The organism is Streptomyces rubrogriseus (genome assembly GCF_027947575.1).
In the GTDB taxonomy this organism is placed as follows: domain Bacteria; phylum Actinomycetota; class Actinomycetes; order Streptomycetales; family Streptomycetaceae; genus Streptomyces; species Streptomyces rubrogriseus.
Genome location: NZ_CP116256.1, coordinates 236,511 through 256,905, shown reverse-complemented (window position 1 = coordinate 256,905; position 20,395 = coordinate 236,511). Strand labels below are relative to the sequence as shown.

The window sequence follows — 20,395 nt, the reverse complement described above, 5'->3', positions numbered from 1 at the left end:
GAGCACGCCCCCGGGCGACGCCTCCGGGCGACGCCCCGAACGCGACGAGGAGACGCCCGCCCATGCCCGGTCCCAGCGGTACCGGTGCCGTCACGCGCAGCACCCTGCGGCAGCAGATCGCCGACGCGCTCCGTGACGAGGTGCTGGCCGGCCGGCTCCAGCCGGGGCAGGAGTTCACGGTCAAGGAGATCGCCGAGCAGTACGGCGTGTCCGCGACGCCGGTGCGCGAGGCCCTGGTCGACCTGTCCGCGCAGGGACTCCTGGACGCCGACCACCACCGCGGCTTCCGCGTCCACGAGTACTCGGTCGACGACTTCCGCGGCATGATCGAGGCCCGCAGTCTCGTGACCGACGGCATGTTCCTCTCGCTGGCCGCCGACCTGCCGGGGGGTCCCGACCCGGCCGACCCGCGGATCGCCGCCGCCCTCGCCGGGGTCCGCCGGCGAGGCGAGGAGGCCCAGCGCGCCGCCGCGGCCGGGGACCTGACCGTCCTGATCGGCTACGACCTGCGCTACTGGCGCGAGCTGGCCACTCTCTTCGGCAACCCCTACCTCTGCGACTTCCTGCACCGGCTGCGCGTGCAGAGCTGGGTGTGCACCGTGCAGCACCTGCGCCGGCTCAGCGAGCTGCGCGGCGCGCTGTGGTCCGGGCACACCGCGCTGGTCGACGCCCTGGCCCGGCGGGACGTCCCGGGCGCGCGTGCGCTCGTCGACGCGTACAACAGCCACTCGCTCGCCCTGATCGAGGGGCTCGCCGGCGAATGACCAACGCCGGACGTGTCGTGGCCCGGCCCCAGATGGGTATGGGTTCTGCACGCGACGCGCCCCGGCGCACACCGACTACGCTGCCCTGACCACCGTGCTGTGTGAGGAGCCCTCTTTTGGCCTGTGACCTGTGGCTGGTACCGCTCGTCGACGTCTTGTGCCACACGCCGGACAACCCGTTCGCCGAGGAACTCGCGCAGTACGACAAGGTGCTGGCCGAGGCCGGGCTGCCGCCGGTGCCGGTGTACCAGTACATGCCGGGGCTCTCCGGCGAGGTCGCGCCGGTGGCCGGCTTCGACTACGACGCGCTGCACTTCCTGCGCCGGGCGCACCTCCTCCAGGTGTGCGGCCTCCCGGTGACGCCGGTGGACGAACTCGGCGGCGACTACGAGCAGTTGCTGGAGATGTTCGAGTCGACGGCCCAGCAGTCCCACCTGGTCTGGCACTACGACCACGCGGGCGCCTACGTGCCGGTCGACTTCCCGCACCCGCTCTCCAGTGACGAACTCCTGTCGGGCGGCGGCCCGTTGGGCTCCTCGCACACCCTGCTGCGGGAACTGGAGGCCGTCGCCCCGGCCCTCGGCATCGACCCGGCCAACCCGCCGGCCCCGCCGCAGCCGCCGCTCGCACCGACGGAGCTGGAGGAGCCGGCGGTGCCCGCACCGCACGACTCCAGCCCGTTCGCCCGGGAGCGCCATGTGTGGCTGGGTCTGCACGCGGCGGCGACACGAAGCCTGGCGCAGGGGTCGATGATCGTCTTCAGCTGATCCGCCGAAGGGCCGTCAGCCCAGCTGGGAGAGGCCCTTCGCCAGGTCGTCGATGTTCATGATCGGGCAGAGGTCGACCTCGGCGTTCAGCTCCATGAGGAACGGTTCTCCGATCGGCGGCATCTGCGAGCTGTCCTGCATGTCGAGGACCAGCAGGGCGGTCCGCCGTCCGTCGATGGTGCCGAAGTAGGCGGCCTCCGGCCCGATGCGGTCGACGGTCTCCTTGATCAGGGCCTCCATCCTGCCGCTGCGGATCACCTCGTTCGACTTCTCGGTGTCCAGCGTCGCCTTGAGCAGCACGCGCATCGCACTCACCTTCTTCTGCCGACGCGACGTGTACGAATTCAGCCTATGCCCGTGATGTCCAGTTCGTTCAGGCGAGCGGGTTCCGCGATCACGTCGATGCCGGTGATGCGGCCGTCGGCGGCGAAGTCGAAGCGGAGCACGACGCGCAGCCTGCCGTTCTCGGCCATCGCCATGCCCACCCGGCCGTCGACCAGGACGACGGCGGCGGACCTGGCCCGGGCCATCGAGGCCATCGCGCCCCTGGCCACCTGCTCCATGCCGCTGACGGTGACGGGTCCGGGCGTCGGGACGACCGCCGCGTCCGCACTCAGGACGACGTCCGGGTGCAGCAGGGCCACCAGCGCGTCGAAGTCGCCGCCGCGGGTGGCCGCCAGGTAGGCGTCGACGGCGCGGCGCCTGCGGGGCAGGTCGGCTTCGGGCGCGGGGACGCCCCGGACCCGGCGGCGGGCGCGGCTGGCCAGCTGGCGGGTGGCGGCGGGGGTCTTGTCGAGCATCGCGGCGATGTCGTCGAAGGGCACGTCGAACATGTCGTGCAGGACGAACGCGAGCCGCTCGGCGGGGCCGAGGGTGTCCAGGACGATCAGCAGCGCGATCCCCACCTCGTCGGCGAGCTGCGCCTCCTCGGCCGGGTCCGCGGCGGTGCCGGTGGCGGCCGGTTGCCTGCGGGCCGCGTCGTCCAGCGGCTCCTCGCGCCGGGTGTCGCGGGCGCGGAGCAGGTTGAGGCAGACCCGGGCCACGACCGTGGTGAGCCAGCCCGAGGGATTGCCCACCTCGGAGGTGTCCGCCCGGTCGGCCCGCAGCCACGCCTCCTGGAGGGCGTCGTCCGCCTCACCGAGCGAGCCGAGGATCCGGTACGCGACCGCCCGCAGCCGGGGCCGGTCCAGCTCGAACTGCCGGGCCATGTCGTCGGATCGTGCGGGCACCGTACGGGTTCCTTCCGCCTCCGGCGCCCTCGGGGGCGCGTCGCCCCAGTGAACCATCCCGGCGTGCGCGCGACCGCGGCGGTCTCGGCGCACCAGGTCTCGGCGCACCACGTCTCGGCACACCACGTCTCGGCACACCACGTCTCACCGCACCAGGACGATGCCCGGCGGCCACAGCACCCCGGTGGCCAGCAGCAGGGCGGGTCCCAGGTGGACGGGGCACACCCGCAGCGGCGCCCGCAGGTGCCGGGCGACCTCGAAGCGGACCGGGTCCCCGCAGTCCTCGAGGCCGTTCTCGCCGCCGTACGGGCCCCGGCAGGAAGCGGCGCTGTAGCGGTCGGTCATGTCTCCGATCCGACACCACCGGGCACGCCGACGCCCGGCGAAGGGGGCCGAACGAAGGGCCGCGGGGAGCGAACGGCTACAGGACGGTGGCGGCGTCGTCGAGGCCGATGCACTTGCGTTCCTGCGGGATCCACTTCACGGCGGGGTCCAGCGCGGCGAGGATGCCGCCCACCTCCTCGCGCGGACCGGAGTACGTGAACTCCACGGCCGGTGAGCGGCCGTACGTCCGCAGGACGCTCACGCCGTCGCGCTTGAGCCGTGCCTCGTCCAGGACCCAGTCGACGCCGTCCGCGGTGACGCAGAGGTTGACGTTGGGCTGCAGTTCCTCGGCGCCGCAGCGGAACACCGCCTTCTGGCCGCCCCAGGACGCGACCCCGTCCCCGAGGGCCCAGTCGCGCGAGGCGCCGGGTATGTCGTCCGGGAGGCGGGAGACGACCTCGTCGCACTTGGGGTCGCCGGCGTGCGGCGCGGCGGAGACCCGGTGGCCGTCGACGTAGAAGGCCCCGCCGGTCACGACGACGACCGCCGCGGCCAGCCAGATCCACGTCCGGGTGGTGGGCTTCCGCATGTCCGCTCGCTCCGTGCTGTCCGTGCCGTTCGTCCGCCGGGAGGGCGGCTCCGGCCAGCGTATCCGCCGTCCCGACGGCGGCGGCCGGGGCCCCGTGCGGGGTCCCGACCGCCGTGGTGCGTGCGCCGTGCCTACAGGAACGAGTTGATCTCGATCGTCTCGTCCCGGCCCGGGCCGACGCCGATCGCGGAGATCGGGGCGCCGGACATCTCCTCCAGGGCCTTGACGTACGCCTGGGCGTTCTTCGGCAGGTCGGAGAAGGACTTCGCCTTGGTGATGTCCTCGCTCCAGCCGGGCAGCGTCTCGTAGACCGGCTTCGCGTGGTGGAAGTCGGACTGCGAGTACGGCAGCTCCTCGACGCGCTTGCCGTCGATCTCGTAGGCCACGCAGACCGGGATCTGCTCCCAGCCGGTGAGGACGTCGAGCTTGGTGAGGAAGAAGTCGGTGAGGCCGTTGACGCGGGTGGCGTAGCGGGCGATCACCGCGTCGAACCAGCCGCAGCGCCGGTCGCGGCCGGTGGTGACGCCGCGCTCGCCGCCGATGCGGCGCAGGGCCTCGCCGTCCTCGTCGAACAGCTCGGTCGGGAACGGTCCGGCGCCGACGCGGGTCGTGTACGCCTTGAGGATGCCGATGACCCGGCTGATCTTCGTCGGGCCCACGCCGGCGCCGGTGCAGGCGCCGCCCGCGGTCGGGTTCGACGAGGTGACGAAGGGGTACGTGCCGTGGTCGATGTCCAGGAGCGTGCCCTGGCCGCCCTCGAAGAGGACCACCTTGTCGTCGTCGAGGGCCTGGTTGAGGACCAGGACGGTGTCGGCGACGTACGGGGCGAGCTTGTCGGCGTAGCCCAGCAGCTCCTCGACGACCTGGCCGGTGGCGATGGCGCGGCGGTTGTAGAGCTTGGTGAGCATCTGGTTCTTGACGTCGAGCGCCGCCTCGACCTTCTGGGTGAGGATCGACTCGTCGTAGAGGTCCTGGACCCGGATGCCCACGCGGTTGATCTTGTCGGCGTAGGTCGGGCCGATGCCGCGCCCGGTGGTGCCGATCTTGCGCTTGCCGAGGAAGCGTTCCGTCACCTTGTCGACGGTGACGTTGTACGGCGTGATGATGTGAGCGTTGCCGCTGATCAGGAGCTTGGACGTGTCGACGCCGCGCTCGTTCAGCCCGCTCAGCTCGGAGAACAGGACCGACGGGTCGACGACGACGCCGTTTCCGATAACCGGCGTGCAGCCGGGGGAGAGAATCCCGGAAGGGAGCAGGTGAAGGGCGTACTTCTGGTCGCCCACGACTACCGTGTGGCCGGCGTTGTTGCCGCCCTGGTAGCGCACCACATAGTCGACGGAACCACCGAGCAGGTCCGTCGCCTTTCCCTTGCCTTCGTCACCCCACTGAGCACCGAGCAGCACAAGTGCGGGCACGCGCGTACACCCCTTCCGGGCGGGGCATGTCCATGGTCGAGGGCGTATGCGACGGGTTTCCGCCACGTACACCGCGACCGTCGTTGGCCGCCAACCGTCGGACCGGGTGCCCCGGAATAGACGAAGCCCCTGGCGCAACAGCGCAAGGGGCTCTTGCACAAAGATGCTACCCGAGGAAGCGAGGCATGGCCGAGGTGGCGACTTCCGCGAGCTCTTCCGCGAACTCTTCCGCGAGGTCCGATCAGCTTCTGGTGGTCGTCGATCCGGTCGCCCGACGCATGGACGGGGAGTCCGTCCGGATCGCGAAAGACGTGCTCAGCGCGGGTGCGTCGCACACGAAGGTGTGTCTGCCGGACGACCCGGAGGAGTTCGCGCGGGCGCTCGGGCGGCGCGGTTCGCGGCGCCCGGTGGTGATCGGTGACGACAGTGCGCTGCTGCGGGCCGTGGCCCTGCTGCACCGGCGGCGGGAGCTGGCGGGCTGCGTGCTGTCCGTGGTTCCGGTGGGGTCGGCGCTCGGCCTCGCCCGGTCCCTGGGGCTGCCGACGGGGGCGGTGGCGGCGGCGCGGGCCGTGCTCGACGGGGCGGAGCGGCGCCTGGACCTGCTCGTCGACGACAGCGACGGGGTGGTGCTGGGGACGGTGGGGATTCCGCCCGCTCCCGTGCCGGTACCGGTGCGGGCGGACGCGGGCCCCGGTCCTGAGGGGACGTCGTCGGTCCGCCCCTGGCTGCGGACCTGCCAGTCGCTCGTACGGACGCTGGCCTCCTCGCGTACGGCCCGGACCGCCGTGGCGCCGGGGACGCCCGGTCCGGCCCGGCTGCGGGTCGAGGTCGACGGGGTGACGCTGGTGGACCTGGACCAGCCGGTCGAGGGGGTGTCGGTGACGCCGGGCGCGGCGGGGGTGGCCGTGGTGGAGGTGCGGCCCCTGTCGGTGGGCGCGCAGGCGTCGCCGCTGACGGCGAGCGGACGGACGGTGACCGTGTCGGGGGCGCACTTCCGCTACCGGGCCGACGCGGTGGTGTGCGGGCCGGTCGGGACCCGGACGTGGGTGGCGCGCGAGGGGGCGTGGGGGCTGACGCTGCCGGCGGGGTAGGGCCGGGGGTAGGGCCGCTCAGGGCGCCTTGAAACCGGCGGTGTCCAGCAGGCAGTCGAACGGGGCGGGGATGGGCAGTTTCTCGCCGAAGGGCATGGTGAGGCGGGATTCGTATCCCTTGGCGGACGGCGTCCACAGGACCGTGGCCTGCTCCTCCTGCATGTCGAGGAGCAGGTAGACGGGGACGCCGGCCTTCGCGTACGTCTCGACCTTGTCGGTCAGGTCGTCGTGCCGGGTGGAGAAGGAGGTCAGCTCGGCCACGAAGGAGAGGGCTTCCCCGTCCAGGTGGTTGCTGACGGTCGCCAGCGCGGTCGCCTCCGCGGCGTAGACGTCCGGCCCGAACGCCCTTTCAACGCCGGGGAATACGAAGAGACTCGGCGCGCGGTCGATCACATGCCCATCTGGCAGGTGCGGCTCCAACTGCTCGCACACCAGGCGCATCACGAGGGTGTAGTAACCCCTGGACCACGGCGACACAACGATGCTCCCCCTCATGATCTCGGCCCTGTAGCCGTCGGGTACAGCCAGTTCGTCGAGGGCTACCAGCAGTTCCTCGAAGCCCTGGTACTCAGTGCCGCTCATCGTCGGTCGCTCCGCCATGACAGTCATGATGCGCCCTCCCCCTGATGCGGACCAGTCGCAACTCGGCGTAGCGGACCGGTCACGCTCGCCCGAACCGCTCCTCCCGGTGCACCCGCCAGCGTTCCATCATCGCCACGATCTCCCCGTCGACGAACTCGAAGAAGGCGAGGGTCTCGGCCATGCGCCGGCCCGCCGGGGTGTCGGCGCCGAGACTGGCGACGCCGTCGCTCAGGGCGCTCTCCCAGCGCTTGAGGACGGCCTCGCGGTTGGTGAGCGCCTCGTACCACTGGTTGCTGTGCACCCGGTAGCGCTCCCGGCGCGAGCCGGGTTCGCGCTCGCGCGAGACCATGTGCTGCTGCGAGAGGTAGCGCACGGCGCCGGAGACGGCGGCCGGGCTGACCCGAAGGCTCTCACCCAGCTCCGCCGAGGTCAGCGTGCCCGAGTCGGAGGCGAGCAGGGCGGCGAAGACCCGGGCGGGCATGCGCTGCATCCCGGCCTCGACGAGTTGGGCCGCGAAGCCCTCCACGAACTTCGACACCGCCTCGGGGTCGCGCCCCGGCCCCGCCGCTCCCGCTGCTTCCTTCGTCATCCGTCGATCATCTCTCACCCTGCGTCGCTCATCATCCTGACGGTTTCTTAACTTCACAAGTTTCTGAAAGTAGCGTACTTTCCGAAACATGACGAAGGCAATCAGCGTCTCCGGACTCCACAAGTCGTTCGGACGCACGCACGCTCTGGACGGCCTCGACCTGGAGGTCGAGACCGGCGAGGTCCACGGATTCCTCGGGCCCAACGGAGCCGGCAAGTCCACCACCATCCGGGTCCTGCTCGGCCTGCTGCGCGCCGACGCCGGCGCCGCTCAGGTGCTCGGCCGCGACCCGTGGGCGGACGCGGTGGAGGCGCACCGGCGGATCGCGTACGTCCCCGGTGACGTGACGCTGTGGCGCAACCTCTCCGGCGGCGAGGTCATGGACCTCTACGGCAGGCTGCGCGGCGGACTCGACACCCGGCGGCGCGCGGAGCTGGTCGAGCGGTTCGAACTCGACCCGACCAAGAAGGGCCGCACGTACTCCAAGGGCAACCGCCAGAAGGTGGCCCTGGTGGCCGCCTTCGCCTCGGACGTCGACCTGCTGATCCTCGACGAACCCACCTCCGGACTCGACCCGCTGATGGAGGAGGTCTTCCAGCGCTGCGTGGCGGAGGAGCGCGAGCGCGGCCGGACCGTGCTGCTCTCCTCCCACATCCTCAGCGAGGTCGAGGAGCTGTGCGACCGGGTCAGCATCATCCGCAAGGGACGGACCGTCGAGAGCGGATCGCTCGCCGACCTGCGCCACCTGACCCGGACCAGCGTCACCGCCGAACTCGCGGGCGCCCCGAACGGCCTCACCCGCCTGCCCGGCGTGCACGACCTCGACGTCCAGGGCCACCGGGTCCGGCTCCAGGTCGACACCGACAAGCTGGACGCCGTCCTCAGGTCGCTGAGCGAGACGGGCGTGCGCTCGCTGACGTCGACGCCGCCGACGCTGGAGGAGCTGTTCCTGCGGCACTACCAGGCCACCGACGAGACGGAGTCCGGCGCGGAGGTGACGGCGCGATGACCGCCACCGCCGAAACCGCCGCCGGCACCTTCGCGGCCCGGTCCGGAGGCTCGCGCCAACTGGCCGGCACCGGCACGCTGCTGCGCTTCGCCCTGCGCCGCGACCGCGTACTGATCCCCGTCTGGGTCGGGGTGAACGCGCTCATGGTGCTGTCCATGCCGGGCACCATCAAGGGCCTGTACGGCACCGCCGCGGAACGCGCCGACCTGATGCGGCAGATGGAGACCAACTCCTCGCTGCGCGCGCTGGTCGGCCCCGTCTTCGACGACGGTCTCGGTGCGCTCACCGCCTGGCGGGTCGGCCTGTACGCGGGGGCGCTCGCCGCGGTGATGAGCCTGCTGATCGTCGTACGGCACACCCGGGACGAGGAGGAGAGCGGTCGGCAGGAGGTCGTCGCCTCCGGAATGGTCGGCCGGCGGGCCCCGCTCACGGCGGCGCTGCTGGCGGCGGCGGTCGCCAACGCCGTACTGGCGCTGCTGATCGCCGTCGGACTGGCCGGACAGGGAGCGGTCGGCGCGTCGGCCCTCGGACTCGGGGTCGCGGGCGTCGGGATGCTCTTCGCGACCATGGCGGCGATCGTCGCCCAGCTCACCGAGAGCGCGCGGCTGGCCCGAGGGCTGACGGCCGCGGTGCTGGGCGGGGCCTTCGTACTGCGGGCGGCGGGCGACTCCGCGACGGACGACGGCTCCTCCGTCCTCACCTGGGTGTCGCCGCTCGGCTGGCTGGAGAACCTGCGGGCCTTCGCCGGTGAGCGCTGGTTGGTGCTGCTGCTGATCGCGGGCGCGACGGTGGCGCAGGGAGCCGTGGCCTACGGGCTGGCGGGGCGCCGGGACCTCGGCATGAGCTTCCTGCCGACCCGGCCCGGTCCGGCCGCCGGACGCCTGCGTACGGCCGGTGCGCTGGCCTGGCGCCTGCAGCGGGGCGGCGTCCTCGGCTGGAGCATCGGCTTCTTCGCCGCCGGGGTCGTCTACGGCGGGATGACGGAGGGCGCGGCCGATCTGGTCGGGGACAACGAACAGGCCCGCGAGATCATCGAGCGGATGGGCGGGCAGGCCGGGCTGACCGACGCGTTCGTGTCGGCGATGGTCGGCATGCTCGGGCTGATCGCCGCGCTCTACGTCGTGGCGTCGGTGCTGCGGCTCGGCGGCGAGGAGACGTCCGGGCGCGCGGAACCGGTGCTGGCGGGCGCGGTGGGCCGGCTGCGGTGGGCCGCGGGCCACCTGGTGATCGCCTTCGGCGGCGCGGCGCTCATCATGCTGCTCGCCGGGCTCGGTTTCGCCGCCGGGTACGGGCAGGACTTCGGGGCGATCCTGGGCGCCTGCCTGGTGCAGTTGCCGGCGGTGTGGGTGATCGGCGGGGCGGCGGTGCTGCTGCACGGTCTGCTGCCCCGGGCGGCGGTGGCCGCGTGGGCCGTCGCGGGCGCGGTGCTGCTGCTCGGGTGGGTCGGACCGGCGCTGGACGTGCCGCAGACCGTGCTGGACGTGTCCCCGTACGGGCACCTGCCGAAGCTGCCCGGCGGGGAGATGAGCTGGTCGCCGGTGCTGGTGCTGGTGCTGATCGCCGGGGCGCTGGTGGGGGCGGGGCTCGTCCGGCTGCGGCGGCGGGACCTGACGTGACGTTCCCGGGGCCTGCGGGACGTCGGAATCCGGACAGATCGCGGCGGATCGCGGCGCCCTCTTGCGGGGAGGCGGCGCGACGGAAATAGTTGAACGCTAAACCACACTGGAAGGGGAGCACCCACATGAGCGTCGCGCTCGTACGCAACCCCGGCGAAGGCACCCACTACCACTACTACGACAGCGTCCAGGAACAGGTCGTCTCGCACACCGAGACCCGGGGAGTCGTCAGCGTCGCGCGGCTGACCATGCGCCGCGCGGACGCACCGCCCCTGCACGTGCACAGCCGCGAGGACGAGAGCTGGGTGGTGCTGTCCGGGCGGGTCCGCTTCTGGGTCGGTTCGGCCTCACTCGACGCGTGCGAGGTCCACGACGCCGGGCCCGGCTCCTACGTCTTCGGCCCCCGGTCGGTCCCGCACACGTTCCAGCCGCTCACCACCACGGCGGAGGTGCTGGTCATCAACAACCCGGGGGCGATCGAGGGCTACTTCCGCTCGGTCGGGCCCGCCGGGGCCCGGCACGACCTGGACCACGTGGACGGACTCGCCCGCTACGGCGTGGCCCTCCTGGACGACCCGCCCCACGCCTAGGGCGTGCCGTGCACCCGCGGTGAAACCGATCGTCCGGGTCTGAGCGTCAGGGCAGGTATGAGTCGGGATGCGGTGACGGGTGGTGGCTGTGCGGTCTCGTTCGCCGGGGCCGTGGGTGCGGTGGTCGTGTGGTGGCAGACCTCGCGCACCCAGCGGCACCTCGGCAACGAGTTCGAGAACAACGGGCAGGACTTCGGCGCAGTCCTCACCGAGCTGCCGTTCGTCTTCCTCGCCGGGGCCGTCGTGCCCGCCGTGGTGTGGGGGCTCGGGGCCTGGCTGCTGGGACGGCGCCGCCGCCCCGAGTCCTCGGAGCCCTCGGAGTCCTCGGGGGTCTCAGAGTTCCACGCGTAGTTCCGTCAGGCCGCGCATCACGAAGTTCGGCCTGCGTTCCGGTTCCGCCGCCAGGCGCAGGCCCGGGGCCCGCACCAGCAGGGACGTCATGGACGCCGCCAGTTCGATGCGGGCCAGCGGGGCGCCGATGCAGTAGTGGATGCCGGCGCTGAAGGAGATGTGCGGGTTGTCGCGGCGGGTGAGGTCGAGGCGTTCCGGGTCGGTGAAGACCGCCGGGTCGTGGTTGGCCGAGCCGAACAGCATCGCCACCTCCGCGCCGCGCGGGAGGGTCGTACCGTCGATCTCGATCTCGTCCAGGACCCAGCGTTCGAAGAGCTGGAGCGGGGTGTCGTAGCGCATCAGCTCCTCCACGGCCGACGGTACGAGGGAGTGGTCGGCGCGCAGGGCGGCCAGCTGGTCGGGGTGGCGGAAGAGCGCCAGCCAGCCGTTGGTGGTGGCGTTCACCGTGGCCTCGTGGCCGGCGTTCAGGAGCAGGACGCAGGTCGAGATCATCTCCTGCTCGGTGAGGCGGTCGTCGTCCTCGTCGTGGGCCGCGATCAGACCGGAGATCAGGTCGTCGCCGGGCTCCTTGCGGCGGGCCGCGATCAGCGCGCGCAGGTACTCCGAGAAGTCGAGCGAGGCCCGGACCGCCTTCGCCGCCGTCTCCTCGGACGGGTTCAGCTCGTACATCCCGCAGATGTCCGCCGACCAGGGGCGCAGCGGGGCCCGGTCGGACTCCGGGATGCCCAGCATCTCGGCGATCACGGCGACCGGCAGCGGCTCTGCCACGTCGGTGAGCAGATCGCCGCCGCCCGCCGCGACCAGCCGGGCCACCAGGTCGTCCGCCAGGCCGTGCACGTACGGCTTCAGCCGCTCCACGGTACGCGGCGTGAACGCCTTCGACACCAGGCGCCGGATACGGGTGTGGTCCGGCGGCTCCAGGTCGAGCATGCCGTGGTCGTTGAGCGTGTGGAAGGGCTCCTGCTCCGGCGGGGGCGGCGTGCGGCCGAAGTCCTCGTGCGTGAAACGGTGCCGGTAGGTCCGGCCGAGGCGGCGGTCGCGCAGCAGCGCGGAGACGTCCGCGTGGTGCGGGACCAGCCACTGGTCGCTCGGCTCGTAGTAGAGCACGCGCCCCCGGGCCCGCAGCTCGGCGAAGGCGGGGTAGGGGTCGGCGACGAAGGCGGGGTTCCAGGGGTCGAACGCAAGGTCGGACACGTGCGAATCATCGGATGCAGCCGTCATGGACGGACGATAGATCCCCGACCCGGCCGGTGCATACACTCCGCTGATGCATGCCAAATGGGTGGGGGCCGCCTTGGCGGCGGGACTGGCACTGTGGTTCGGGTGGGGACTGGCGGGGTCGGTGACGGTGGGATGCGCGCCGCATCCGAGGGGAGGCTGCGGTGTCCCGGAGGGCGGCGGCAAGTACTTCGCCGCGATCATGATCGCGCCCGTCCCGCTCGTTGTCCCGTTCAAGACCGGCTTCCACCGCAGGGACTGGCGTCCGGTTCTGGGCTACTCGGCCGGCGCGGTCGCCGGGGCCGTGGTCGCCCTGGCCATGGGGACCTCCCTCGGTCACTGGATCGTGGCACTCGTCCTGGTGGCGTCCGCGGCGCTCGTCCCGTGGTGCACATGGTGGAACAGCGACGCGGTGCGCGAAGCGAGGCAGCGCGAGCGCGCACAGCGCCAGCGCGAGGAGCGGCTGGCACGGGCACGGGCCCGTAGGAGCCGACGGCGACGCGAACGGCGGCAGCGCCAGAGGGAGCTGCGGCGGCAACAGCAACCGGACGGCGGCCGGTGACCGGTAGCGGCGTCGCCGCTGCGGTCAGCCCGGTGTCACCAGCCGCGCCTCGTAGGCGAAGACCGCCGCCTGGGTGCGGTCGCGCAGGCCCAGCTTCACCAGGATGCGGCTGACGTGGGTCTTGATCGTCGACTCGGCGACCACCAGGCGCTCGGCGATCTCCGAGTTGGACAGGCCCTGCGCGATCAGGACCAGCACCTCCGTCTCGCGCTCGGTCAGGTCGCCGTAGGCCGCCTGCGCCGAGGGCATCAGGCGCGGGGTGTCGGAGAGCTTGGAGAACTCGGTGATCAGGCGCTTGGTGATCGAGGGGGCGAGGAGGGCTTCCCCGGCCGCCACCACCCGGACACCGTCCGCCAGCTGGCGGGCCGAGGCGTCCTTGAGGAGGAAGCCGGAGGCACCCGCGCGCAGTGCCTGGTACACGTACTCGTCGAGGTCGAAGGTGGTGAGGACCAGCACCTTGGACGTGCTGTCCGCCGCGACGATCTCCCGGGTCGCCTCGATGCCGTTCAGCTCGGGCATGCGGATGTCCATCAGGACGACGTCCGGGGACAGCTCGCGGACCTTCGCCACCGCTTCCCGGCCGTTGACCGCCTCGCCGGCGACCTCGATGTCCGGCATCGCGTTCAGCAGGACCGAGAAGCCCTCGCGCACCATCATCTGGTCGTCGGCGATCAGTACGCGGATCCTGCTGTCGGTCATGCTTCACCTTCGGTCCGGGCAGCGGCGACCGGCAGGAACACCGCCACCTCGTACCCTCCGTCGTCCGTCGGTCCCGCCGTCATCTCGCCGTTCAGCATCGAGACGCGTTCACGCATGCCGGTGATGCCGTGCCCCGCGCCGGGCGACGCCTTGACCAGGGTGTTCGGCGGGACGGCGGTGTTGACCACGCGCAGGCCCAGGCCGCCCAGGACGTAGGAGACCTCGACGCGGGCCGTCGCGCCGGGCGCATGGCGCAGGCTGTTGCTCAGCGCCTCCTGCACGATCCGGTACGCCGACAGCTCCACACCGGGCGGCAGCTCACGCACCGCTCCGGTCACCGCCTTGTCCACGGCCAGGCCCGCCTCGCGCACGTTGGCGAGCAGGGCGTCCAGGTCGGCGAGCGTCGGCTGCGGGGCGTCCGGGGCCTCGTAGTCCTCGGCGCGGACGACTCCCAGCACGCGGCGCAGCTCGGTGAGGGCCGCCACCGCGTTCTCCCGGATGGTGGCGAAGGCCCGCTCCAGCTCCTCCGGCGGGTTCTCCACGCGGTAGGGCGCGGCCTCCGCCTGGATGGCGACCACCGACATGTGGTGCGCGACCACGTCGTGCAGCTCGCGGGCGATGGTGGTGCGCTCCTCCAGCAGGGTGCGGCGGGAGCGTTCGTGCGCCGTGACCGTCTGCTGGGCGGTCACCTCCCTGCGGGCGGTCTGCCGTATGTGCCAGAGACAGACCACGAGCAGGGCGAACGCGGACGTCACCATCATGGGCCCGCTGTTCGTGTAGGAGTACGACCCGCCGAAGATGGCGTCCGCGAGGAAGCCGTACACGCAGGTCAGGACCCACATCCAGACAGCGGTGCGGGGCCGGGTGCGCAGCGCCACGACGATCAGCACCGCGAGGTGGCAGATGAACGCACCCGGCATCCAGGGCCAGTCCCACCCGGCGCCGTTGATGAGCGCGACCAGCGGGGTCACGGCGAGGGACAGCCAGAACGCGCCGATCGGCCGCACCAGCGTGGCCAGCACCGGGAGGGCGCACAGGATGCCGCTCAGCAGGGCCGGCACGTCGCCGCCGGGCAGGTCGCCCGAGACCGCCCCGACGACGAAGGTGATGAACGCGATCACCCCGATCACCGCGTGCGGGAGGTGCTGCGCGTCCGAGCGCAGCCGGCCGGGCAGTCGGCTGACGAACGGGCCGTCCGTGTGGCGGGGCGGCAGGACGCGGTAGGCGAAGGGCTCGTGGAACAGGTCCTGGCGCAGCCCTCGCAGGGAGGTCCGGGCCAGCCGGTACTCCTGGCTGCGGGCCCCGCCCTCGTGCTGCTGGTGAATCGTCTCGGTCACGCTCACACGGTAGGCCGACCGGAAGTGGCCGGTCGTCCCCGTGCAGACGGGTTCTCCGGCGTCCGTCTCAAGTACTACGGGGGCCACCGCGCGTCGCTCCTCAGTACCCCGCGGGGCGCACCAGCCCCGACTCGTACGCGAACACCGCCGCCTGCGTGCGGTCCCTGAGACCCAGCTTCACCAGGATCCTGCCCACATGGGTCTTCACCGTCTGCTCGGCGACCACCAGACGCTGGGCGATCTCCGCGTTCGACAGGCCCTGCGCGATGAGGGCGAGCACCTCCGTCTCCCGCTCGGTCAGCTCGCCGACGCGGGCCTTCAGCGGGGCGCGCGGGCGGTCGTCCAGCCGGGAGAACTCGGCGATCAGCCGCCGCGTGATCCCCGGCGCGAGCAGGGCGTCACCGGCGGCCACCACCCGGACGGCCTCGGCGAGCTGGTCGGCGGAGGCGTCCTTCAGCAGGAACCCGGAGGCCCCCGCCCGCAGTGCCTCGTACACGTACTCGTCGAGGTCGAAGGTGGTCAGCACCAGCACCCTGATCTCCGGGGTCGCCCCGGTGATGCGCCGGGTGGCCTCGATCCCGCCCAGCTCGGGCATCCGGATGTCCATCAGGACGACCTCCGGGGCCAGCTCGGCGACCTTGGCCACGGCGTCCAGGCCGTCCACCGCCTGCCCGATCACCTCGATGTCGGGCTGGGTGTTGAGCAGCACGGTGAAACCCTGCCGGACCATCTGCTGGTCGTCGGCGATCAGCACGCGGATCACGCGGCCGTTGCTGCTGGTCGTCATGGGGAGTCGTCCTCGGTGGAAGGGGCGGGGGGATCCGAAGGGTGGGAAGGGTCCGAAGGACCGGTGAAGGGCCCGGCGGGCAGGTCGGGGCCGTCGGCCGGCAGGAGCGCCGCCACCAGGTAGCCGCCGTCGGGCGTCGGGTGGGCCGTCAGCGTGCCGTCGAGCATCGCCACCCGCTCCCGCATGCCGAGCAGCCCGTGCCCCGCCCCCTGCGAGGGCGCCGGGGCACGCTTCGGGCGGGTGTTGGTGACCTCCACGCGCAGCCCGATCGGAAGGTGGACGAGGCGGACCCGGGCAGTCGCGCCCGGCGCGTGCCGCAACACGTTGCTGAGCGCCTCCTGCACGATCCGGTACGCCGACAGCTCCACGCCGGGCGGCAGCGGTCGGCGCGTGCCGCTGCTGTCGGTGGTCACGAGCAGGCCGGCCGCCCTGATGTTGTCCACCAGCGCGTCGAGCCGGTCGAGCGTCGGCTGCGGGGCGTGCGGCACGGCACCGTCGCCCGCCTCGGAGGCCACCGGCACCTCCGGGTGCTCGGCACGCAGCACGCCCAGCACCCGGCGCAGCTCGGTGAGCGCCTCCAGGGCGTTCTGCCGGATGCCGGCGAGGTTCTCCTTGAGCTCGTCCGACGGGTTCTCGACGAGGAGGGGCGCGACCTGGGCCTGGATGGAGATCACCGACATGTGGTGGGCAACCACGTCGTGCAGCTCGCGCGCGATGCGGCCGCGCTCCTCCAGCAGGGTGCGCCGGGCCCGCTCCTCGGCGGTGAGCGTGGTCTGCTCGGCCAGCTGGTTGCGTGCTTCACGGCGGCCTCGCAGGGCGGTGCCGAGGACGACGACGACCGTGAACAGGATGACGGCGAGCTGACCGGTCGGCAGGTAGTTCGACGCGCCCATCAAGCCCTGCACCAGGTAGGTGGTGAGCGCGGTCAGGACCAGCGCCTCCAGGGACACACGCGTACGCACCCGCAGGGCGAGCAGCAGCATCACGAACAGGTGCCCGATGAGCCCGGCGGCCGTCCACGGCCAGGTGAACTCGTAGCCGCCCGGGACCATCTCGGCCCGCACGGCGAAGGCCCCGACCAGCATGCCCGCCATCGACAGCCACCACGCCGCGACCGGTCGCCACAGCGCGAGCGCCATCGCGCCCGCCTGGGCGACGGCGATGAGGAAGGCGAACCCCGGTTCGATCCCGCCGTTGTCCCCGAGCTGGGCGGCGTCCCCGACCAGCACACCGAACGCGGCGAGGAGGACGACCCCGTGCGGGACCCAGCGCAGCCACACCGACGGCGGCAGCGGGTCGGCCCGCCAGGTCCACAGGTCGTCGTGCAGCACCCTCAGTACACGCTCGGCCCGGGCCCGGGACCAGGCCCACTGCCGTTTCCCCCATCGCGTCACGGGGTCCACCCTAGACATGGCGTGCACCTGCCGTGGTCGCCCGGCGCCGCGGGCGGTGCGCGCGCACGACCCGGGAGCGCCCGCGTCCCCGGCCGTGCTGCTCGCAGGAGCGGAAGGTGGCCCAGCAGCCGGCCAGGACCAGCGCGAACACCGGGAGCCAGGCGATCCGGGCCGCGACCCAGTCCAGGCCGTCGGGGCGCGTGTGCAGACCGGGCAGACGGCCCGCGAGGAGCCCGGTGGCCGTGGTCGCCATCAGGGCCGTCTGGTGCCAGAGGAAGATCGTCATCGCGGAGAGGTTGACCAGCGCGACCGCGGCCCACGCCACGGGACGCCGCAGCGCACGGCGCAGCCGCTCGCGCAGCAGCAGGGCGAGACCGCACTGGGCCAGGCCGAAGGTGACGGCGGCCAGGGTCGGCGGGTTGAGGTTCGACACCGACGCGCCGGGGACGCCGACCATCGACGCCGGGTAGCCCGCCCAGGCGACGAGCGCCGCGGTCGCCGCCGTGCCGCCGGCCAGCAGGATCCAGCCCGATCGGCGGCGGTCCAGCTCACCGCGGGACCAGGCGGCGCCCAGGGTGTACGGGACCAGCCAGCCGGCGGCGAGGTTGACCCAGCCGAGCCAGGACGGGGCGCCGAGGCCGAAGCGCAGCAGGTCCACGTGGAGGACGACGACCAGTGGCCACAGCGGATGCAGCCGGGTCAGCAGCGGCGTCGCCGCGGTCAGCGCGGCGAAGACCAGCAGGAACCACATCGGGGACAGCGCCAGCTTCACCAGCGTGTGCACGGTCCCGAAGTCCGCGCCCGTGAGCAGGAGCAGCGCCGCCGTCACCGTCCACAGGGCGAGGACCGCCAGGACCGGCCGGAAGAGCCGGGACAGCCGGGCGGTCAGCCAGCGGCCGTAGGACTCGCCCCGGGCCCGGGCCGACGCGTGTCCGCGGGTGGCGACATGACCGCCGACCAGGAAGAACACGGCGAGGGTCTGGAAGGCCCAGGAGACCGGGGCCAGCCAGGGCATCTCCCCCAGCGGGCTGGCCGCGTGCAGGCTGGTGCCGTCGGCGACCAGGGCCGTCACCAGCCAGTGGCCCAGGACCACGCCGAGGATGGCGAAGGCGCGCAGGGCGTCCACGGCCCGGTCCCGGTCCTCGGGGGTGGCCGCGTCGACACGGGCGGCGGCCTCGCGCAGGGCACCGCGCGCGAACGACGGTGCGACGGTCGGGGGGACGGTCGCCGTCGCAGTCGCAGTCGCAGTCGGAGTCGGAGTCGGGGCAAGGTCAGGCATGGGTCACCTCCGTGGTCTCGCCCAGGGCTATCCGGGCCAGGTTCGTCAGGGAGCGGGAGCCGGGGTCGAAGTAGTCGCTGTGGCCGCCGTCCCCGGCGTCGAAGACCCGGGCGCCGAAGGCCGGGGAGACCGGGTCCGTGCCGAAGCCGACGGTGGTGCCGAAGAGGTCGGCGCTGACATGCGGCACGTGCTCCACCCAGTCGTCGGCGCCCCGCCCCGCCCATATCCGGGCCTCGGAGTGCAGGCCGGCGGCGGTGTCGGCGCCGGTGCCGGGGCTGCCGACCAGGGCGATGTCGGCCACGTCCAGGCCGTCGGCGGCGCGGGCGCAGACCACCGAGCCGTAGGAGTGGCAGAGGAGGGCGAGGTGGGTGCCGGGGCCGGTGATCCGGCGCAGGTCGGCGACCAGGTCGCGCAGCTCGGGGGCGGCCCGGTCGGCGCGGTCGGTCGTGGCGACGGTGGTGCTGACGGTGCCCGGCGTCTCGTAGCCCAGCCAGGCCACGACGGCGGTGCGGGTCCCCGCGGGAGCCTCGGCGACGAGCTGCCGGTGCAGGGCCAACGCGGCGGCGCGGAAGCGGCCGTAGGTGTCGAGGCCGGTGTCGGAGCCGGGGACCAGGACGGCGACGCGGTCGGCCCGCGCCAGGTCGCCGAAGACCTCGGTGGCCAGTCCGGCGCCCCGGCCGTCGAAGGCGAGGAGGTGGCGGGACCGGTCGGCCATCGCGCGGTCCGCCGCCGCGCGGTGGCGGTCGCCGTGGTCGGCGGCCATCCGGGAGGCCTCGGCCGCGTTGGCTCGGTTGGCGGTGTACGCCTTCTCCAGCGTCGCGGCCGTCGGGGCCGCGAGCGCGGCGGGCGGCGGGGCGGGGATCTCGGGCCGCGCGGCCCCGGAGAGGGGAAGCGCCACGGCACCCGCGATGAGGGCGGCACAACCGGCGCGGCGCCATCCGCCCACCCGCCGCCGCCAACGTACCGTCGTCCCGGGCCCCATGGCCGCCCCCCCTCCAGCACGCCCGCCCACCGGGCGCGTCTGGAAGGGAAGTTATGGATCGGGCCGGGTAACCCGCGTCCCGCCAGGGAACTCACCTGCGGGGTAGCTCTCAGGTACTACGGGTACGACGGCACCCGCGGTCCGCTCGATCGAGGGGGCCGGTGACACTCCCGGCGGAAGTGGTCACGCTCTTCGCGACGCGTCCTCCCCGCCTACCAGGCCAACTGCGCGATCTCCTCCGCCACCACCGCACACGCGTCCGCCGCCGGGTCGATCAGCGGATAGTGGCCGACGTCCTCCAGCAGCGTCACCCCGACCACCTCCCCGGCCTTCGCCGCCGCGTCCGCGTACGCCTCGGCGACCGCCTGCGGGACGTCCACGTCGGCGCGGCCCTGCACGAGGGTCGTCGCGATCCCCGTGGGCAGCAGGAGGGCGGGGTCCGCGTACGGGCGACGCTCGGCGAACAGCTCGCCGCCGCCCAGCAGTTGGCGCGCCGCGCCATCGCACACGCCGAGCCGGTCGGCGACCTCGAAGTCGGCGATCGGCGCGAGCGCGACCACGCCGCGCAGGGGCGTCGGGCGGTCGGTCCGCCACGGGGCGTCCTCGGGCAGCAGGTGCCTGGCGGCCGCCCACAGGGCGAGGTGGCCGCCGGCGGAGTGGCCGGTGAGCACCACGCGCCGCGCGTCCGCCCGCGGCAGGTGCTGACGGACCAGCTCCGGCAGGGCGTCCAGTGCGGCGGCCACGTCGTCGAACGTGTCGGGCCAGCGCCCCGCGACGGGATCACCACCCGTGCCCTGCGCAGCGGCGCCCTGCGCACCGCGCCGGTACTCCACACTTGCCACGGCGAAGCCCCGGCGGGCCAGGAAGCCGGCGAACGGGCTGATGTGGCGCCGGTCGTACGGGGCCCGCCACGAGCCCCCGTGCAGGACCACCACGACGGGAGCGGCCTCGCCCGGGCCCGTCCCGCCGCGCGGCACGTAGAAGTCGATCACCTGGTCGGGGTGGTCGCCGTAACCGGCGGTGCTGTCGGGTTCGACCGCCGGGTGGGAGAGGGCCGATTTCTCCTCCGCCGCGTCCCTCGCGGCAGCGGCGCCCGGTTCTGCGGCGGCGTCCGGCATGGTCAACCTCTCAGCGGCGGAACGGTGTTGGCGGACCGGAAGAATGAAATCGGCCGTTGGCGGGACGTTATCAGGCCGATGACGTGCGCGGACATGGGGATGT

Annotated in this window: 23 protein-coding genes; 8 read left to right on the top strand and 15 right to left on the bottom strand. The window is 73.0% G+C overall.

The window, feature by feature from the left end:
- The first annotated feature begins 62 nt into the window (after positions 1 to 62).
- Together Sru02f_RS01230 and Sru02f_RS01225 are read left to right on the top strand one after the other, a co-directional pair.
- Entirely contained in the window at positions 63 to 764 is a 702-nt protein-coding gene (locus Sru02f_RS01230) for a GntR family transcriptional regulator (RefSeq protein ID WP_003975316.1), read from the top strand.
- A 116-nt stretch (positions 765 to 880) separates the two neighbouring features.
- A complete protein-coding gene (locus tag Sru02f_RS01225) occupies positions 881 to 1,531 on the top strand; it encodes a hypothetical protein (protein WP_109029355.1) in 651 nt (216 codons plus the stop codon).
- A 15-nt stretch (positions 1,532 to 1,546) separates the two neighbouring features.
- Here Sru02f_RS01225 and Sru02f_RS01220 read toward each other — a convergent pair whose 3' ends face one another.
- The 5 genes from Sru02f_RS01220 to Sru02f_RS01200 all read right to left on the bottom strand — a co-directional run bounded on the left by Sru02f_RS01220 (position 1,547) and on the right by Sru02f_RS01200 (position 5,088).
- Positions 1,547 to 1,837, bottom strand: coding sequence for a hypothetical protein (locus tag Sru02f_RS01220; protein ID WP_109029354.1), 291 nt, complete (start codon positions 1,835 to 1,837; stop codon positions 1,547 to 1,549).
- A gap of 38 nt (positions 1,838 to 1,875) precedes the next feature.
- On the bottom strand, positions 1,876 to 2,760 hold the full coding sequence (locus tag Sru02f_RS01215) for a sigma-70 family RNA polymerase sigma factor (protein WP_109029353.1): 885 nt from the start codon (positions 2,758 to 2,760) through the stop codon (positions 1,876 to 1,878).
- A 144-nt stretch (positions 2,761 to 2,904) separates the two neighbouring features.
- A complete protein-coding gene (locus tag Sru02f_RS01210; protein ID WP_109029352.1) occupies positions 2,905 to 3,105 on the bottom strand; it encodes a hypothetical protein in 201 nt (66 codons plus the stop codon).
- A 76-nt stretch (positions 3,106 to 3,181) separates the two neighbouring features.
- Positions 3,182 to 3,673 carry a DUF3515 family protein gene (locus Sru02f_RS01205; RefSeq protein ID WP_109029351.1) on the bottom strand — a complete coding sequence of 164 codons (492 nt, stop codon included), beginning with the start codon at positions 3,671 to 3,673 and terminating at the stop codon, positions 3,182 to 3,184.
- A gap of 131 nt (positions 3,674 to 3,804) precedes the next feature.
- Positions 3,805 to 5,088 (bottom strand): adenylosuccinate synthase, encoded by a 1,284-nt coding sequence (locus Sru02f_RS01200; protein ID WP_003975310.1) that lies wholly within the window; start codon positions 5,086 to 5,088, stop codon positions 3,805 to 3,807.
- Between the two features lie 185 nt (positions 5,089 to 5,273).
- Between Sru02f_RS01200 and Sru02f_RS01195 the strand changes: the two genes are divergently transcribed.
- Entirely contained in the window at positions 5,274 to 6,179 is a 906-nt protein-coding gene (locus Sru02f_RS01195; protein ID WP_109029350.1) for a diacylglycerol kinase family protein, read from the top strand.
- An 18-nt stretch (positions 6,180 to 6,197) separates the two neighbouring features.
- Here Sru02f_RS01195 and Sru02f_RS01190 read toward each other — a convergent pair whose 3' ends face one another.
- Together Sru02f_RS01190 and Sru02f_RS01185 are read right to left on the bottom strand one after the other, a co-directional pair.
- Entirely contained in the window at positions 6,198 to 6,788 is a 591-nt protein-coding gene (locus tag Sru02f_RS01190; RefSeq protein WP_109029349.1) for a Uma2 family endonuclease, read from the bottom strand.
- A 52-nt stretch (positions 6,789 to 6,840) separates the two neighbouring features.
- On the bottom strand, positions 6,841 to 7,350 hold the full coding sequence (locus tag Sru02f_RS01185) for a GbsR/MarR family transcriptional regulator (protein ID WP_174854982.1): 510 nt from the start codon (positions 7,348 to 7,350) through the stop codon (positions 6,841 to 6,843).
- A gap of 88 nt (positions 7,351 to 7,438) precedes the next feature.
- Between Sru02f_RS01185 and Sru02f_RS01180 the strand changes: the two genes are divergently transcribed.
- The 4 genes from Sru02f_RS01180 (at position 7,439) to Sru02f_RS01165 (ending at position 10,916) form a co-directional block, all read left to right on the top strand.
- Positions 7,439 to 8,359 (top strand): ABC transporter ATP-binding protein, encoded by a 921-nt coding sequence (locus Sru02f_RS01180; RefSeq protein ID WP_109029348.1) that lies wholly within the window; start codon positions 7,439 to 7,441, stop codon positions 8,357 to 8,359.
- Entirely contained in the window at positions 8,356 to 9,975 is a 1,620-nt protein-coding gene (locus tag Sru02f_RS01175; RefSeq protein WP_109029347.1) for an ABC transporter permease, read from the top strand. The genes Sru02f_RS01180 and Sru02f_RS01175 overlap by 4 nt, the downstream gene beginning before the upstream one ends.
- 125 nt (positions 9,976 to 10,100) lie before the next feature.
- A complete protein-coding gene (locus Sru02f_RS01170; protein ID WP_109029346.1) occupies positions 10,101 to 10,565 on the top strand; it encodes a cupin domain-containing protein in 465 nt (154 codons plus the stop codon).
- Between the two features lie 57 nt (positions 10,566 to 10,622).
- On the top strand, positions 10,623 to 10,916 hold the full coding sequence (locus Sru02f_RS01165; RefSeq protein ID WP_109029345.1) for a hypothetical protein: 294 nt from the start codon (positions 10,623 to 10,625) through the stop codon (positions 10,914 to 10,916).
- On the opposite strand, the gene Sru02f_RS01160 is transcribed toward Sru02f_RS01165, so the two are convergent.
- Positions 10,899 to 12,137, bottom strand: coding sequence for a cytochrome P450 (locus Sru02f_RS01160; RefSeq protein WP_109029344.1), 1,239 nt, complete (start codon positions 12,135 to 12,137; stop codon positions 10,899 to 10,901). The two genes, Sru02f_RS01165 and Sru02f_RS01160, sit on opposite strands and share 18 nt — an antisense overlap.
- Positions 12,138 to 12,183: 46 nt before the next feature.
- Here Sru02f_RS01160 and Sru02f_RS01155 point away from each other — a divergent pair, with 46 nt between their 5' ends.
- Positions 12,184 to 12,696 (top strand): hypothetical protein, encoded by a 513-nt coding sequence (locus tag Sru02f_RS01155; RefSeq protein WP_244941728.1) that lies wholly within the window; start codon positions 12,184 to 12,186, stop codon positions 12,694 to 12,696.
- A gap of 24 nt (positions 12,697 to 12,720) precedes the next feature.
- Here Sru02f_RS01155 and Sru02f_RS01150 read toward each other — a convergent pair whose 3' ends face one another.
- The 7 genes from Sru02f_RS01150 to Sru02f_RS01120 all read right to left on the bottom strand — a co-directional run bounded on the left by Sru02f_RS01150 (position 12,721) and on the right by Sru02f_RS01120 (position 20,292).
- Positions 12,721 to 13,395, bottom strand: a complete 675-nt coding sequence (locus Sru02f_RS01150; protein WP_109029343.1) for a response regulator — start codon at positions 13,393 to 13,395, stop codon at positions 12,721 to 12,723.
- On the bottom strand, positions 13,392 to 14,819 hold the full coding sequence (locus Sru02f_RS01145; protein WP_109029342.1) for a sensor histidine kinase: 1,428 nt from the start codon (positions 14,817 to 14,819) through the stop codon (positions 13,392 to 13,394). The genes Sru02f_RS01150 and Sru02f_RS01145 overlap by 4 nt, the downstream gene beginning before the upstream one ends.
- Positions 14,820 to 14,832: 13 nt before the next feature.
- Positions 14,833 to 15,519 carry a response regulator gene (locus tag Sru02f_RS01140; protein ID WP_031085127.1) on the bottom strand — a complete coding sequence of 229 codons (687 nt, stop codon included), beginning with the start codon at positions 15,517 to 15,519 and terminating at the stop codon, positions 14,833 to 14,835.
- The gene (locus Sru02f_RS01135; protein WP_239106630.1) at positions 15,516 to 16,931 is read right to left on the bottom strand and encodes a sensor histidine kinase; all 1,416 of its coding nucleotides are present in this window, start codon (positions 16,929 to 16,931) and stop codon (positions 15,516 to 15,518) included. The genes Sru02f_RS01140 and Sru02f_RS01135 overlap by 4 nt, the downstream gene beginning before the upstream one ends.
- A complete protein-coding gene (locus Sru02f_RS01130) occupies positions 16,924 to 18,192 on the bottom strand; it encodes an acyltransferase family protein (RefSeq protein WP_109029341.1) in 1,269 nt (422 codons plus the stop codon). The genes Sru02f_RS01135 and Sru02f_RS01130 overlap by 8 nt, the downstream gene beginning before the upstream one ends.
- Positions 18,185 to 19,174 carry an alpha/beta hydrolase gene (locus Sru02f_RS01125; RefSeq protein WP_109029340.1) on the bottom strand — a complete coding sequence of 330 codons (990 nt, stop codon included), beginning with the start codon at positions 19,172 to 19,174 and terminating at the stop codon, positions 18,185 to 18,187. The genes Sru02f_RS01130 and Sru02f_RS01125 overlap by 8 nt, the downstream gene beginning before the upstream one ends.
- Positions 19,175 to 19,386: 212 nt before the next feature.
- Positions 19,387 to 20,292 (bottom strand): alpha/beta hydrolase, encoded by a 906-nt coding sequence (locus Sru02f_RS01120; RefSeq protein WP_109029339.1) that lies wholly within the window; start codon positions 20,290 to 20,292, stop codon positions 19,387 to 19,389.
- Positions 20,293 to 20,395: the final 103 nt, after the last annotated feature.